The organism is Leifsonia sp. Ger2509 (genome assembly GCF_055231915.1).
Genome location: NZ_JBUYVB010000003.1, coordinates 2021958 through 2037765 on the forward strand (window position 1 = coordinate 2021958; position 15808 = coordinate 2037765).

At 67.5% G+C, this 15808-nt stretch carries 11 protein-coding genes and 1 tRNA gene; 3 read left to right on the forward strand and 9 right to left on the reverse strand.

What is annotated here, in order from left to right:
• Positions 1 to 10: 10 nt before the first annotated feature.
• The 5 genes from ACV7NN_RS09945 to serS all read right to left on the reverse strand — a co-directional run bounded on the left by ACV7NN_RS09945 (position 11) and on the right by serS (position 6749).
• A tRNA-Ser gene (locus ACV7NN_RS09945) sits at positions 11 to 95 on the reverse strand.
• Between the two features lie 128 nt (positions 96 to 223).
• The gene (locus ACV7NN_RS09950) at positions 224 to 3133 is read right to left on the reverse strand and encodes a hypothetical protein (protein ID WP_463349415.1); all 2910 of its coding nucleotides are present in this window, start codon (positions 3131 to 3133) and stop codon (positions 224 to 226) included.
• Positions 3134 to 3252: 119 nt separating this feature from the next.
• Positions 3253 to 4575, reverse strand: coding sequence for an LCP family protein (locus ACV7NN_RS09955; protein ID WP_463349416.1), 1323 nt, complete (start codon positions 4573 to 4575; stop codon positions 3253 to 3255).
• 104 nt (positions 4576 to 4679) lie between these two features.
• Complete coding sequence (locus tag ACV7NN_RS09960; protein WP_463349417.1) at positions 4680 to 5483, reverse strand: HAD family hydrolase; 804 nt, start codon at positions 5481 to 5483, stop codon at positions 4680 to 4682.
• The gene (gene serS, locus ACV7NN_RS09965; RefSeq protein WP_463349418.1) at positions 5484 to 6749 is read right to left on the reverse strand and encodes a serine--tRNA ligase; all 1266 of its coding nucleotides are present in this window, start codon (positions 6747 to 6749) and stop codon (positions 5484 to 5486) included.
• Positions 6750 to 6814: 65 nt separating this feature from the next.
• Here serS and ACV7NN_RS09970 point away from each other — a divergent pair, with 65 nt between their 5' ends.
• Complete coding sequence (locus ACV7NN_RS09970; RefSeq protein ID WP_463349419.1) at positions 6815 to 7810, forward strand: diacylglycerol/lipid kinase family protein; 996 nt, start codon at positions 6815 to 6817, stop codon at positions 7808 to 7810.
• Here ACV7NN_RS09970 and ACV7NN_RS09975 read toward each other — a convergent pair.
• Both ACV7NN_RS09975 and pheA read right to left on the reverse strand, forming a co-directional pair.
• Positions 7807 to 8355: a hypothetical protein gene (locus tag ACV7NN_RS09975; protein ID WP_463349420.1), complete on the reverse strand. Its 549-nt coding sequence runs from the start codon at positions 8353 to 8355 to the stop codon at positions 7807 to 7809. The two genes, ACV7NN_RS09970 and ACV7NN_RS09975, sit on opposite strands and share 4 nt — an antisense overlap.
• 24 nt (positions 8356 to 8379) lie before the next feature.
• Entirely contained in the window at positions 8380 to 9363 is a 984-nt protein-coding gene (gene pheA / locus ACV7NN_RS09980) for a prephenate dehydratase (RefSeq protein WP_463349421.1), read from the reverse strand.
• Between the two features lie 35 nt (positions 9364 to 9398).
• On the opposite strand from pheA, the gene pgm reads away from it, so the two are divergent.
• Complete coding sequence (pgm, locus tag ACV7NN_RS09985; protein ID WP_463349422.1) at positions 9399 to 11021, forward strand: phosphoglucomutase (alpha-D-glucose-1,6-bisphosphate-dependent); 1623 nt, start codon at positions 9399 to 9401, stop codon at positions 11019 to 11021.
• 222 nt (positions 11022 to 11243) lie between these two features.
• Here pgm and ACV7NN_RS09990 read toward each other — a convergent pair whose 3' ends face one another.
• Together ACV7NN_RS09990 and ACV7NN_RS09995 are read right to left on the reverse strand one after the other, a co-directional pair.
• Positions 11244 to 12122, reverse strand: a complete 879-nt coding sequence (locus ACV7NN_RS09990) for a M15 family metallopeptidase (RefSeq protein WP_463351273.1) — start codon at positions 12120 to 12122, stop codon at positions 11244 to 11246.
• Between the two features lie 77 nt (positions 12123 to 12199).
• The gene (locus tag ACV7NN_RS09995; protein WP_463349423.1) at positions 12200 to 13120 is read right to left on the reverse strand and encodes an amidase domain-containing protein; all 921 of its coding nucleotides are present in this window, start codon (positions 13118 to 13120) and stop codon (positions 12200 to 12202) included.
• A gap of 316 nt (positions 13121 to 13436) precedes the next feature.
• On the opposite strand from ACV7NN_RS09995, the gene ACV7NN_RS10000 reads away from it, so the two are divergent.
• Positions 13437 to 15470: an MDR family MFS transporter gene (locus tag ACV7NN_RS10000; RefSeq protein ID WP_463349424.1), complete on the forward strand. Its 2034-nt coding sequence runs from the start codon at positions 13437 to 13439 to the stop codon at positions 15468 to 15470.
• Positions 15471 to 15808 lie beyond the last annotated feature (338 nt).

Sequence of the window (15808 nt, forward strand, 5' to 3'; positions counted from 1 at the left end):
CACTTGTAAGCGGAGGGCGTGGGATTCGAACCCACGAGACATTTCTGCCCACCAGTTTTCAAGACTGGCTCCATCGGCCGCTCGGACAGCCCTCCCGTGCCGGCGCGAACCGGCTCGCACGAGTCTACCGAACGGCCGCTGTGCGTCGAGCACAGGGAAAGGCACGTCATCCGGGCCGGATGAGGTGCTTATTCCTGTGCTCGGCGGGCGAATGACGCCGCCGCTACCTGCGGACGGCTCCGGTCGGGATGCGCGCGACGAACCCAGCGTCCACCGACAGCACGGTGACCGGCTTACCTGCCGCCAGCCGCACCAGCGTCGCCCAGGCGGAGACCGGATGCTTCACCCCTGCCTCCAGCGTGTAGACCGTCGCCGACGTCGCACTCTTGATGAACACGGCGGTGCCGAGCGCGGCTGCACTCTTCGGCAGCACTGCGCACAGGCCGGCGGGAAGGCTCGACAGGGCAAGCGAGCCGACCACGGACGGGTCGATCGACCAGAGCTTGCCCGCTCCCCCGATGTCGTAGGCACCCCCACACGACACCAGGTTGGTGAGCGCGGCAGACCCGACCTTCAGCGTCTTCATCGTCGCCGCCGTTGCGGTCACGTAGTGCGAGGAAAGGCCGAGATCGGTCGCCGTCGTGAACGAACGGAGCGGGATGAGGCCGCCCGCGCCATCCGCGACGTAGACACTCGTCGAGGTCGGGGACTTCACGAGCAGTCCGGCCGTCACCAGGTCGAGGCCGTTCGGCAACGTGGCGAGGAAGGCGTCGCTGGCGGTGAGGTAGCGTGCCGGATCCGGTGCGCTGAGTTTCGCGACCGTGGCCATCGAGAAGACCCGCTGCTTCTGCCCGGCGGCATTGATGTAGTAGATCGTCGAGTTCGTCGCCGACCGCACGAACAGGGCGTGATTGAAGATCACCTGCCCGTTGTTCCAGGCGTGGAGCTGATCGCACGTCGCGGCGTCGAGGGTGAGCTTCGGGACGGCCGTCACCAACGCAGGGTTGACCACATAGAGGTGTCCACCTCCGGCGATGAGTGTCTGATCGAGGCAGACGAAGACATTGCGGAACGGGGTCACCGCCACCGTGTAGCCCGTGATCTGCGACGGGGCCACAGTGTCGATCCGCATGCTGATGCCGGCATCGGCGGCGATCGCGAAGTTGGTGAGCGGCAGCAGCCGCGACTGACCATCGACCACGTAGACGGACGATGACGTCGTCGTCTTCACGAGATGCCCCGCCGGAATGTGAACGCTGCCGGTGGCGATCCGGTTCAGGTAGTAGGACGAGGTCCAGATGATGATCGGATCGTAGCTGTCCTCGAGACGCAGGTCGCTCCCGTTGAGGTAGGCGTGCTTCTTGCCATCTGAGCCGATCATGTAGACGGTGGAGTTTCCGTGCACCGCTACGACGGGCGGTATCGCGTAGGTCCCCGCCGACGATTTCGGCGCAACCGCGCAGGTCGAGTCCTCGAGCTTGGTAAGACCGGGCCCGGTCTTCGAAAGCCCCGTCCCGTCCCAGACGGTGTTGAGCATGCCTGATCCGCCGATCCACTGCTGGCCGTTTGCGCACTCGATCGCATTGCTCAGGTGGCTCGAGGAGATCGTGTAGCTCGCGAGTCGGTTCGCGGCGTAGGTGACCGGTCTCGTGCTGAAGCCGATGTCGCTCAGCGTCGTCATCGAATCGACGGGGACGAGCGTCGAGGCCCCGTCCACGAGGTAGACGGTCGACGACGTCGGCGTCTTCACCGTCGTTCCGGGCCGGATCGGCTGCAGCAGGGATGCGCTGACCGAGGTCGTCTTCCCTTCGCCTGTGAGGGTCACCGGCGAAGAGAGCTGGTGGACCGAGCCACCGTACTTGTCCGTGTATTTGAGGTCCACCCGGTACGTTCCCGGAAGGAGGGACGTGATGGTGTAGTGGCCGGATGCGTCAGACGTGTTCCACAGGTTCGAGTCGACCCAGGCGTTGGTGGCCGGATCGAGCTGCTGCACATCGACCGATCCGTGGCCCACGGCCGCCGCCTGGGCCGCCGTGAGCCCGTTGACCGAGATGCTCGTCGTGATCGTTTCGTCCTTCAGCAGGGTCGCGTCTATCCCGCTCACGAGCTTCTGGCCGCTCAGCGAGACGAGCGTTGGTGTCAAGAAGGTGTTCCGGCCCTTCCACAGCTGCGTCGAGTACGTGGTCGGCGGAGAGAATGCGACCGAATAGTCCGCATCGGCGAGGCGGCCGATCGCGTAGTGACCGGAGGCGTCGGTGACGGCACTGCTGAATGCGCTGCCGTCGCAGATGTGCGGCGCCGAGGTGGGCTGCGGCCACGGCCAGGGCTTCTTGAATACGCAGACCGTCACGCCCGCGACCGGCCGTGAAGCGCTGTCGACCACGGTCCCTGCGACCGTGTTCGTGAAGGGGATCGTGATGTCCAGTGGAGGCACCACGCTCCCGGGCGCAGCGATCGGTGCGGCGGCCGTGGACTGGTCGGACCCGCCCCACCAGATCGTGGGGTAGCTCGGCGAGCTTCCGGCGTAGGCGAATTCGAGCGTGTAGGCGGTGTCGGCGGTGTCGAGGCCCGCGAAGCTGTAGCTGCCCGACGCATCCGTGAGGACCGATGGGACTTCCCACCCACTGATGCTGCCGTCGACCATCTCCCAGAGGTAGACCCGCACCTCCCCAGCAGTCGCGGCGCGCGGATTCGCGTTGGTCTGATCATCGAGCAGGACGGAGCCGGAGATGGTGGTCGTCCCACTCAACTCGACGTCGAGAAAGGGACTGCTGGGGCCCGTCGCGTCGATGACACCGACGAAGGGCAGAAGGTTCGGATGGAGGAGATCCGTGACCGTGACCCGGTAGTAGCCCACCGGCATGTCCACGGCGCCGAAGACACCGTTCGCGTTGGTGGTCAATGCGGTCGCTTGCGGGTCTCCCCAAGTCGCGTCATCCGTCGAGAACTGGTAGCTGACCGAGACCTCGCCGGCCACCGCCGGTCGCTTTTCGGGCCCGACGCTCACGTGCGCGCGGATGACCGTGGTCACCGGCGCTGTGACAGCCAGCGCCGCCGTCGGCGCAGCGAGCACGCCCACCGCCAGTCCGAGTGCAAGCACCGCCGACACCGCGAGCCTCGAGAGTTTCCGCATCGTCGTCCCTCCGCGCACACGTCGAGGGACCGAGCGAACCTCGGAGCACACTGTACAGGCAGGTCTGCCCCACGCGCCCTACCCCGATATGGGGGTCACGGAGGGAGCCGACGCGATGACTATTCGGAGAACGGCTTCGAGCAGGTGTACTGCCCGGCGGTCTGGCCGTGCACGTCGCTCGGCAGGTCGACAGCCGAGCCCGAGCCAGTGCCCGAGCTACCCGAGCTGCCCGAGGACGCGTTGGACGACCCGGTCGACGGTGCGGTCGTCGAGGGTGCGGTCGTCGACGGCGCCGTGGACGATGCACCTGTCGACGGCGCGGTCGAGGATGCGGGAGCGTTCGGGTCCTTCACCGATCCGACACCGGTGTCACCGGTGACGACGACCGGCTTGTCGTTCTGCAGGGCCGTCATGAGCGCTGTGGCCGCGTCTTCGGTCGGCGCGACACCGCCGTCGACGTAGTGGTTCGGGTACTGCACGAAGACGACCTTGTTGAGGTCGATGCCCTTCATCGCGATGGCCATCGAGGCGATCGTCGTCGGGTTGTTGAGGCTCTCGGAGAGGCTCATGTTGCTCGCAGCGGCCTTGGCCAGGGCGTAGACCTTCACCGGGTTGGCGAGCGTGTCCGCGCTCTTGATGGTGCGCACGAGCGACGACAGGAACACCTGCTGGTTGCTGATGCGGCCGAGGTCGGAGCCGTCGCCGACGCCGTGGCGGGTGCGCAGGAAGGCGAGCGCCTGGGCGCCCTGCAGGGTGTTCTGGCCGGCCTTCACGTTCAGGCCGGTGTACGGGTCGGTGATATTGCCGGCGACGCAGACGGGGACACCGCCGACGGCGTTCGACATCTCGATCACGCCGTCGAACTGGATCACGCCCGCGTACGGGATCGTGAGGCCGGTGAGCTTCTCCACCGTGAGCACGGTGCACGCCAGACCGCCGTACGTGAGCGTGTTGTTGATCTTCTGGTAGCTCATCGCCGAGAACGACCCGCCCTTGGGGTCGGGGCACGAGGGGATGGAGACGAACATGTCGCGGGGGAAGCTGATGACGGTCGCGTTCTTGTGGTCCGCGGACACGTGCAGCAGCATCGTCACGTCGTTGAGGTTCTCGCCGCGGGTGCCGTAGGCGGCGTTGCCGTCGCCGCTGTCGCTGCCGGCGAGGAGCACGTTGAAGGCGCCGTCGATGGCGCCGACCTGCGGCACGATGGCGTTGCCCTTGGAGTCGACGAGGGTGACGGACTTGTGGACGCTGGAGGTCACATCCCACGCCGCGATTGCAGCGACGGAGACGCCGCTGACGAGCACGACACCGAGGGTGGCGGCGACGATCTTCGCGAGCGTGCTGAAGGGGTTCCGGCGCTTGAGCTGGCCGTGACGGGCGATCGGGGAGGCGTCACCAGTTCCGGTTCTACTCCGGTTGGCGCGGGGTCGCAGGTCGCTCATTCACTTCCTTTCAGCTCAGGGCACAGGTGTTCAAGCCTCTCAGACCAGTCTGGCAAAGCTCTGAACGGATGCGCGGAGGCCGGGCGGAGAGCATCCGGATCGTCTTACAGCGCGTCGAGAACCGCAGCCAGCCCGTCCTCCAGCACCGGCCCCGCAACGGCCGTCGCGGCGGCCTTGACATCATCCGGAGCCTGGCCCATCGCGAAGCTGCGCCCCTCGGCGCCCGCCCAGCGGAGCATGTCCAGGTCGTTGCGGCCGTCCCCCACGGCAACGAGCTGCGCGCGATCGATGCCGAGCCGTTCGCGCACGCGCTCGAGCGCGGTCGCCTTGTTGACGCCATCCGGTGCGATGTCGAGCCACGCGGTCCAGCCGATCGAATAGCTGACCTTGTGGAGGCCCATCCGCTCGACGATGGAGAGGAACTCCTCCTCGTCGTGCTGCGGCGAGATGACGACGACACGGGTCGCCGGATGGGCGGACAGCTCCTCGAACGGCACCTCCTCGCCGTTCGTCAGCTCCCACTCGCTCATCCCTGCGGTGTAGCGGCGGAAGCCGGTCGGGTCCTCGACCATGAAACTTCCGCTCGGCAGGTGGGGGCGGATCATCTCGAGCACCTCGGACGGGTCGAACACCTCGACGAACTCGCGGCGGTACCCGCCCTCGGCCGCCGGATCGCGCTGCATCGTCAGGGCGCCGTTTGCGCACACGACGAACTCCGAGTCGAGCCCGAACCGCTGCTGGATGCCCGCGGCGGTCTCCCAACTGCGCCCCGTTGCGAGCATCACCTCGTGTCCCGCGTCGCGCACCCTCGCGACCGCGTCGACGACGGACTGCCCGACCCTCTCGTCTTCGTTGATCAGGGTTCCATCGACGTCGAGTGCGATGAGCAGACGCTCGTTCTCCGCCATCTAGCCGACCGGCTCGAGCACGTCGAGACCGCCGAGGTAGGGCCGGAGGGCCTCGGGAACGACCACCGAGCCGTCCGCCCGCTGGTGCGTCTCGAGGATGGCCACGATCCAGCGCGTGGTCGCCAGCGTTCCGTTGAGGGTGGCGACCGGGGTGGTCTTGCCGCTCTCGGTGCGGTAGCGGATGTCGAGCCGCCGAGCCTGGAACGTCGTGCAGTTGGAGGTCGACGTGAGCTCGCGGAACGCATCCTGCGTCGGCACCCAGGCCTCGATGTCGAACTTGCGTGCGGCGCTCGAGCCCAGGTCGCCCGCCGCCACGTCGATGACGCGGTAGGCGAGGCCGAGCGCCTGCAGCATCCCTTCCTGCCAGGCGACGAGACGATCGTGCTCGGCCTCGGCGTCTTCCGGCAGCGTGTAGACGAACATCTCGAGCTTGTTGAACTGGTGCACCCGGATGATGCCGCGGGTGTCCTTGCCGCCCGAGCCGGCCTCGCGCCGGTAGCAGGTCGACCAGCCGGCGTACCGGAGCGGGCCAGCTGCCAGGTCGAGGATCTCGTCGGAGTGGTATCCGGCGAGCGCCACCTCGCTGGTCCCGGTGAGGTACAGGTCGTCGGCGGGCAGGTAGTAGATCTCGTCGGCGTGCGCCCCGAGGAAGCCGGTGCCCTGCATGATCTCCGGCTTGACCAGGGTCGGGGTGATCATGGGTGTGAAGCCTGCGCTGAGCGCGCGGTCGAGGGCCATGTTCATCAGCGCGATCTCGAGCCGGGCGACGACGCCCTTCAGGTAGTAGAAGCGCGCGCCAGAGACCTTCGCCCCGCGCGCCATGTCGATGCCGCCCAGCAGCTCGCCGATCTCGAGGTGATCACGGGCCTCGAAGTCGAACGCCGGCTTCTCGCCGACCGTCCGCAGCGTGACGAAATCGTCCTCGCCGCCGGCCGGAACACCGTCGATGATCGGGTTGCCGAGAGCGCGGATGGCGACCCCGAACGCCTCCTCCGCCTCGTTGGCGGCCTGTTGCGCACTCTTCACGCGCGCGGCGAGGTCCTGCGCTTGCGCGACGAGCGCCTTCTTCTCATCCTTCGGCGCGGCAGCGACCTTCTTGCCGAACTGGTTCTGCTCGGCGCGAAGCTCCTCGAACGCTGCGATCGACGACCGCCGTTCGACATCGGCGAGCAGTGCGGCATCGACGAGGGCCGCGGATTCGCCCCGAGCCTCTTGCGAGCGTTTGACCAGGTCGGGATTTTCGCGGAGCAGCACGGGATCGATCACGGGAGCCAGTCTAGTTCTGGGGCGGCGGGCGCCGGTGGCCGGGGCGTGAGAGTACGGTGAACCTCGTGGATGAGCCCGGTTCCGAACTGCCCGCCCGCGCGGCGGTCGTCTACAACCCCATCAAGGCGGATGTGAACCGGCTCAGGTCCGCTGTCCGCACGGCCGCCACACACGCGGGCTGGCGCGACGTGCTGTGGTTCGAGACGACCGAGGACGAAGAGGGCCAGGCGCAGGCCCGCGAAGCTGTCGCACGGGGTGCGACCCTGGTCGTCGCGGCGGGCGGGGACGGCACGGTGCGCGCGGTCGCCGAGGCCCTCAGGGACACGGGCGCGTCGCTCGGCATCCTCCCCTCGGGCACCGGCAACCTGCTCGCCCGCAATCTCGAACTGCCGCTGACCGACCTCGACGAGGCATGCACGATCGCGTTCGCGGGCGAGGACCGGGCCATCGACATCGGCATCGCCGCCCTGTCGCGGGCGGACGGCGAGGACACTGAGCATGCCTTCCTCGTCATGGCCGGGCTCGGCATCGACGCCGCCATGATGGCGAAGACGCGCCCGATGCTCAAGCGCCGGTTCGGCTGGCTCGCTTACGTGGATGCGGGCTTCCGCGCGCTTCCGGAGACGTCGAAGGTGCGCGTCGGCTACGCCCTCGACGATGGCGAGGAACACGCCGCTCACGTGAGCACGATCCTCGTGGCCAACTGCGGCAGCCTCCCCGGGGCGATCGAGCTCATCCCCGACACGATCCTCGACGACGGAGAACTGGACATCGCGGTGCTGCAGCCGAAGTCGTGGCTCGGCTGGCTGTTCATCTGGCGGCGCGTCACCTGGGAGAACCGGGTGCTGCGGCGCACGTCACTCGGCCGCACCATCATCCGGATGAGCGATCGTCGCGGGCGCACCGAGCTCATCTATCTGCGGAGCTCATCCGTACGGCTCTCCGTCGACGACCCCGCGCCGTTCGAGCTCGACGGCGACGAGATCGGCGATGTGGTGGGCATCGACTTCACGGTCGGGCACCGGTCGCTCCTCGTGCGCGTTCCGCGCAGCGGTTCCTAGTCCCGACTCACCCTTGGGCGCAGTGCCTGGATGAGCACCAGCACCACCACGGTCAGCAGGCCGACCGTGATCAGGGGAGCCGCGAGCATCCAGCCGAGTTGGCTGAAGACGAGCTGCACCACATCCGACCCGTTCGTGTTCGTGCTCGTGTACGACGTCGCCACCGACATGACGTAGAGAAGGATGCCGAGCACGATGAACCCGATCGCCATCACCCACAGGGCGAGGAAATAGCGGTTGCGGCGCGGCGCGGTCTCGACACCCGCGAAGACGCTGACGCCTTCGTCGACGAAGTCCTGCTCGACGACCGTGCCCGTGTCCACGTCGACGACGTGGACGGGCACGACCTCCGCCTCCGCCTCGTCATCGGGCCACGGGACCTCGTCCGATGCCGACGAGTAGGGTCGGGGCGGGGCGGGTGCGGAACCGTTCGGGCTGCTCACCGGCTCCGGCGGCTTGACACGCGTGCGCGACCGCTCCCCCGGCTTGGGCTTGTACCCCCGCTGGAACGCCGGGTCGAATCTCGGGTCGATGTCGTTCCCCACAACGCCTCCTCGCTCGGAGCCAGACTACTCGCCGCGCGGCGCCCCGAGCCCTTTCAGCCACTCCCTCGCCTCGGTGAACACGGCGTCGCGATAGCGGTGGTCGTAGTCGACGTGGCGCCCGTCGGCACGCGGATAGGAACCCAGGAAGATGACGGCCGGGCTGAACCTGCGGAGGCCGAGAAGAGCATCCGCCACCCGCTCGTCGGCGATGTGACCGTCGGCGTCGATGACGAAACGGTAGCGGCCGAGGGCGTCGCCGATGGGACGCGACTCGATGAGGCTCAGGTTGACGCCGCGGGTCGAGAACTGCTCCAGCAGATCGAGGAGGCTTCCTGGCCGGTCGTCGGGGAGTTCCGCGATGATGCTCGTCTTGTCCGCGCCGGTCGGGGCGGGGATGCCCGTGGTGCGACTGACCAGCACGAAGCGCGTCACCGCGTTCGGGTTGTCGCCGATGTCCTCGGCGAGCACGTCGAGGTCGTGGTGGTCGATGATGCCGGGAGGCGCGATCGCGGCGTCGGCCGGGCTGCCGTCGAGCAGGGATGCGGCGGCCGCCACATTGCTCGAAGCGGGCAGGTGGCCGTGCGCAGGCAGGTTGGCGTCGAGCCAGAGATGGCACTGAGCGTAGGCGACCGGATGCGCGTTGATGACCTTCACATCCGACAGCTTCGTGCCGGGCCGGGCGACCAAGACGAAGTTCACGGGGACGAGGTATTCGCCGACGATGCGGAGATCGGGGATGGTCGCGAGCGCATCCTGGGCGACCGACACGCCGCCCTCGATCGAGTTCTCGATCGCGATCATGGCCGCGACGCTGCGGCCGGCCACCACATCCCCCAGCGCTTCGCCCACATTGTTCACCGAGCGCCAGTGCTTGCCGCGCGCCTGCGGAACCTGCGCCAGAGCCGCCTCGGTGAACGTGCCGGAGGGACCGAGGAAGCTGTAGACCTCGGCTGCTGGATCGGACGCGACGGCGCGCTGGTCGGCAGGCTGGTCGGCGGTTTCGGGCATGGCCCACAGCCTATCCAAGGTGGTTGACTGGGACGATGAACGATCGAGCAGGAACACCGGCCCAGGAATCCGACCTCGTCGACATCGACGCGCTGCGGGCGGCCTACTACGACCTCAAACCCGATGTGGGCATCCCGGAGCAGCGGGTTGTGTTCGGCACCTCGGGCCACCGTGGCAGCTCGCTCGACACAGCGTTCAACGAGAACCACATCGCGGCGACCACGCAGGCGATCTGCGAATACCGGGCTGCGCAGGGGATCGACGGCCCGCTGTTCCTCGGCGCAGACACCCATGAGCTCAGCGGCCCGGCGATGACCACCGCGCTCGAAGTGCTCGTCGCCAACGAAGTACGGGTGCTCGTCGACGCGTTCGGCGACTGGGTGCCCACCCCGGCGCTCTCGCACGCCATCCTCGTCTACAACAATGCGGGCCATTCCGACCGGGCCGACGGCATCGTCGTCACCCCCAGCCACAATCCGCCCAGGGACGGGGGCTTCAAATACAACCCGCCGCACGGCGGCCCGGCCGACACGGACGCGACCAGCTGGATCGCCGCCCGCGCCAACGAGCTCATCGCCGACGGGATGCGCGGAGTGCGGATGAGCGAGCCGAGCGGAGTGGAGACCTACGACTTCCGGGGGAACTACGTCGAAGACCTGCAGAACATCATCGACGTGAAGGCGATCGCGGCCAGCGGCATCCGCATCGGGGCCGACCCGCTCGGCGGCGCCAGCGTCAACTACTGGGCGGCGATCGGAGAGCGTTACGGGCTCGACCTCACCGTCGTCAATCCCGCCGTCGACCCGACCTGGTCGTTCATGACGCTCGACTGGGACGGCAAGATCCGCATGGACCCGTCGAGCCCGTCGGCGATGGCGTCGGTGCTGACCCACAAAGACGACTTCGACATCGTCACGGGGAACGATGCGGATGCGGACCGCCACGGAATCGTCACCCCCGACGCCGGCCTGATGAACCCCAACCACTATCTCGCGGTCGCGATCGACTACCTGTTCCGCACCCGGACCGGATGGCGGGCGGATGCGGCGGTCGGCAAGACCCTGGTGTCATCGTCGATCATCGACCGGGTCGCCGAATCGCTCGGGCGCCGACTGTGGGAGGTGCCCGTCGGGTTCAAATGGTTCGTACCCGGGCTGGTCGACGGATCGGTCGGATTCGGCGGCGAGGAGAGCGCGGGAGCCAGCTTCCTGCGATTCGACGGGTCGGTCTGGACGACCGACAAAGACGGCATCCTGCTGGCGCTGCTGGCGAGCGAGATCCTCGCGACCACGGGCAAGACGCCCAGCCAGCACTACCGGGAACTGACCGAGCGGTTCGGCAGCCCCGTCTACGAGCGGGTGGATGCACCGGCCAGCCCCGCGCAGAAGTCCGCGCTCGGCAAGCTCGACGGCGACGCGATCGCTGCGACCGAACTCGCCGGGGAGGGGATCGTCGCCAAACTCAGCCGCGCGCCTGGGAACGACGCTGCGCTCGGCGGGGTGAAGGTCGAGACGGCGAACGCGTGGTTCGCGGCGCGCCCGAGCGGCACGGAGAACGTGTACAAGATCTACGCGGAGTCGTTCGAGGGTGCGGACCACCTGAAGCGGGTGCAGTCCGACGCGAAGGCGATCGTCGACCGGGCGCTCGAGGGAGCCTGAGGCTGCGCCAACGGGCTTCCAGCTAGTTGCTCGCCAAAAGTTTGGCTTCGCGCGATTGCTCGCCAAAAGATTGGCTTCCCGCGCGATTGCTCGCCAAAAGATTGGCTTCCCGGTGCGATGCGTCGGCCGCCGACCGACGCTTAGCGCGATTGGTTGCCAAAAGATTGGCTTCCCGTGCGATTGGTGGCCAATCTTTTGGCAACCAATCTCCACGGAGCGGGATCAGCGATAGACCGCGCCGCCGGGCAGGCCGAAGAACTCCTCGAGGGTCTTCGTCCCCGACCGGTGGAGCTCCGCGGCCAGCGCGGTGCCGACGTAGCGGAAGTGCCACGGCTCATAGGTGAACCCGGTGACCGCGACCTTATCTGCCGGGTAGCGCAGCACGAAGCCGAACCGCCAGGCGTTCGCCGCGAGCCACATCCCGTGGGGCGTCGCACCGAGGCAGGCGGCCAGGGAGCATCGCGCGGGCGTAGCGCTGAGGTCGATCGCGAGCCCGGTCTGATGCTCGCTGTGCCCGGGCCGGGCGGTGTCGGTGTCGGCGTGGGCGCGACCGTTGCGGGCGGCGTCGTCGTTGTAGACCTCGGTCTGCGTCGCATACGAGCGATAGGCGCTCTGTACCGCGAACGTGAGACCCGCCTCCGTTCGCGCCGCAGTGAGCATCGCGACCAGCGCACCCGCCGCCTCGCGACGCATCGGCTGCCGGTTCACATAGGTGACGGCCGGGTAGACGAGGTCCGGTGGAACGAACGTGACCGCGTTGAGCGCACGGACCTTGTTGACGACCACCCAGATGCTCGCCGGGTCGTCGACCGACCGCGCGGTCTTGTCGAAGACGACCGCAGGAGGAGCTGATGGGGATGCGGCCAGTGGCGGGAGGCTCGGTGCCGGCGTCGCGGTCGACGACAGCGTGGCTGCAGAGCCGGGATACGGCGTCGATGGGGTCGCCGTAGCTGTCGCGGGAGTCGACGGGGTCGTCGTCGGCGACTCCGATGCGGTGTCCGACTGTGCGCCCGGCGTGCCCGGCTGGAGGGTCGTCGAGCATCCGGCCAGCCCCAGCACCAGGAGGACGGCGGCGGCGCGCGCCACGACGGATCTCGACATCACCTGATGAGACTAGGGGTCCGCCTCTGAGAATCCGCCAAGGAGATCGCCCCGCGCGCCGCGGCGCGCGACCGCTGTCAGGCGCTGAAGCTCCAGAAGTGGCCGCCGGCGCCCGGGTGGTCCACCGTGATCGCCGTGTCGAGGTCGCGATAGTCGGAGTCGGTGTTGTGGCCGACCATCTTGATGACGATCTTGCCGTTCACGTGGAGCACCTGCGACACGATCTGCACGTGGTCGAGCGAGTTGTTGTTGTTCCAGTCGAACATCACGATGTCGCCGACCTTGATCTTGTCGCGCTGGCTGAGTGGATACTCGTGGAGGCCGAGGCTCGGCGTGGCGCGGAAGTAGGCATCCATCGACGGCACGTAGCCCCACGACGGGCTCCAGCTCGCCGCGGCATTGTGGTTGTACCAGTCGTCGCTCATCGTCCAGCCTCGGGCGATCAGCGACTGGCTGACGAAGTTCGCACAGTCGCCACCGACCGGGTTGAGGTCGCCGTAGACGGCTGTGTTGTAGTTGTTCCAGTGCTTCATCGCATAGTTGAGCTGCTTGTCGATCGGCGTGACGACCTGGTACTGGTAGCCGCCGGTGACGGTGGCGAGCGGTTTGCCGTCGGCTTCGTTCGCGACGATGTCGACCTTCGCCGGGTTGAACATCGCCGCCTGCGGCACGACCACTGCGAGCTTGTCGGAGCCGCTCGAGCTGATCGCCGCGGCCTGGCCGCCGATGGTCACGCTCTTGACATCAGAGAGGGATGTTCCGGTCAGCGTGACCGTGTTGGTGCCTGACACCGAACCCCCGCCGGGCGAGACTGCGGTGATCGCCGTGGGCGCAGGCGCCGCAGCGGCAGCGGCCGGCTTGTCTCCGCCGCCCGCTCCGGCCGCTGGTGCCTTCGAGGGCCCTCCCGCGCATCCCGTTAGCAGGAGAGCGGCTGCGGCGACGGTTCCAGCGAGTGCGAGGAACCGGCTTCGTGTGGTGCGGGGCAGACCAGAGCGCATGAAGAAAACCTTGTGGTGGGAGAGACGTCCGTGCTTCAAACGGTACGCGAGAATCATAGGTGGCACCTGAGAGGGGGCCAGCGTGGCGCGGATCGCCCGAAATCCGTTCGCCAGGGGCGAACCATACCGCCCGCGGGTACCCTGACGTTGCCGCGGCACCGTCAGTGGGTGTAACTTTGCACTCTCCGCAATTTTCTTTTTCTGAGCCCACACCGGTGTGATGCCCGTGGATCCGGGCATCCCCTCCCAGCAATCGACTCGAGGACACATGTCACAAGCAAATCCGGCTGCCCCGCCAGCCCCATCCTCGGGAATCATGTCCCACAGGCAGATCCTCTTCGTGATCTTCGGCCTCATGGCGGGCATGTTCCTCTCCGCCCTCGACCAGACCGTAGTCGGCACCGCGATCCGCACCATCGGCGACGACCTCCACGGCCTCAGCCAGCAGGCGTGGGTCACAACCGCCTACCTCATCGTCTCCACGATCTCCACACCGATCTACGGAAAGCTGTCCGACATCTACGGGCGCCGTCCGCTGTTCATCTTCGCGATCGTCGTCTTCATCATCGGATCGATCCTCGCCAGCTTCTCGACCTCGATGGTCGAGCTGGCCGTGTTCCGCGCCATCCAGGGCCTCGGCGCCGGTGGTCTGATGTCGATGCCCCTGGCGATCATGGGCGACATGCTCGCACCGCGCGAGCGCGCCAAATACCAGGGGTACTTCCTGGCCGTCTTCGGTGTGTCCAGCCTGATCGGCCCGCTGGTCGGCGGCCTGTTCGCCGGTGCTGACCAGATCCTCGGCATCGCCGGCTGGCGCTGGGTGTTCCTCATCAACGTCCCGATCGGCATCGTCGCGCTCCTCATCGTGCTGCGATTCCTGCACCTGCCGAAGCACGAGCGCTACTCCGTGCGCATCGACTGGTGGGGTGCCACGGCGGTCATCGTCGCGCTGGTGCCTCTGCTGCTCGTCGCCGAAGAGGGCCGCACCTGGGGCTGGGACAGCCCCAGTGCGATCGCCTGCTACGTGATCGGGGCCCTCGGCATCCTCGCCTTCATCATCATCGAGATGTTCATGAAGGACGACGCGCTCATCCCGCTGAAGCTCTTCCGCTCCTCGACCTTCTCGATGGCCACCATCATCGGCGTCTTCGTCGGTTTCGGGATGTTCGGCGCGATGCTGACCCTGCCGCTCTACCTGCAGCTGGTGCTCGGCGCCACGCCCACTGAGAGCGGCCTGCAGATGCTGCCGATGATCCTCGGTCTCATGATCTCCTCGATCGCGAGCGGCCAGCTCATCGCGCGCACCGGGCGGTACCGCATCTTCCCGATCCTGGGCACGCTGTTCCTCTCGGCTGGGTTCCTCGACCTGACGTTCCTGCAGTACAACTCGTCGTACTGGTTCCTGGCGGGCGCGATGCTGCTCATCGGTCTCGGCCTCGGCCAGCTGATGCAGACGCTGACGATCGCCAGCCAGAACTCGGTCGGCCTGCGTGACATGGGTGTTGCCACCAGCGCCTCGACCTTCTTCCGCCAGATCGGTGGAACGATGGGCACGGCCGTCCTGCTTTCGCTGCTGTTCACGGTTCTGCCCGGCAACATCCAGTCGTCGCTGACCAACACGGAGACGCTGACGAACGCCCTGGATGCCGCGATGAACCCGACGGTCGCGACCGCACCCGAGAACAAGAAGATCATGGCCACGATCTACACCCCGATCGTGACGCCCGTCGAGGCCGCGGCGCAGAAGGCGGCGCACGATGCCGGCGTGGCCGCGCTCGTCAAGCAGGGCGTGCCGCAGGATGTCGCGGAGACCCAGGTTCCTGCGAAGCCGATCGACTTCTCGAACGACTCGCAGCGCGCAGCGGTCGTCGCAGCCACCGTCCCGAAGCTCCAGTCCGGCCTCGCGGGCAAGTCGTCGGCCAGCAGCGGTTCGCTCGATGACACGTCGTTCCTGAACGGAGCGGACCCGCGCCTGAGCAAGCCGTTCCTGCAGGGCTTCAACGCATCCGCCGTCCAGATCTACTGGGTCGCGTTGATCGTCGTGCTGATCGCCTTCGTCCTCACCTTGTTCTTCAAGACCCCGCCGCTGCGCTCCAAGTCGGCGCTGCAGGAGGCCGCGGACAACAAGGAAGAGGCAGAGCGCATCGCCGCGATGGAGGACGAGGAGGAGCAGATCCCCGTGGTCGCCCGCGTGCTCGGTTCTGCATCGGACGACATCGAGTCGGAGGAGTACGACACCGGCATCATCGCCCACCGTGCCGCCGACGATTTCGGTGCCCTGATCGAGCCCGGCGCCGACACCGCCTCGCTCCGCGCGGTCCGTCCGAAGGCGAACCCCGCCACCGACTGACCCCGCGCGGGCACGCATCGAGCCCGGGAAAAGTCCGCTGATTCTCACGGATCCGCGTACTTTTCCCGGGCTCGACTGCGTGGCGCGCCGGGCCGCACCCGCGCCAGGCGTCGAGCACAGGAAAAAGCGGCCCAATTCGGACGAATGGGCTGCTTTTTCCTGTGCTCGACCGCTTTGCGATGGGGACGATCGCGCGAGCCCCGGTAACGATTCGGTAACGACGACGACCCCCGTGAGAGTCGGCGCGCGTGACCGCGCGGGCCCTTTTCCGTTGAAATCCCGCGGATCCGTGAGAGCGCTCTCACGGCGCGCCGAGTCTCGAAGCCCCACCCGACAAT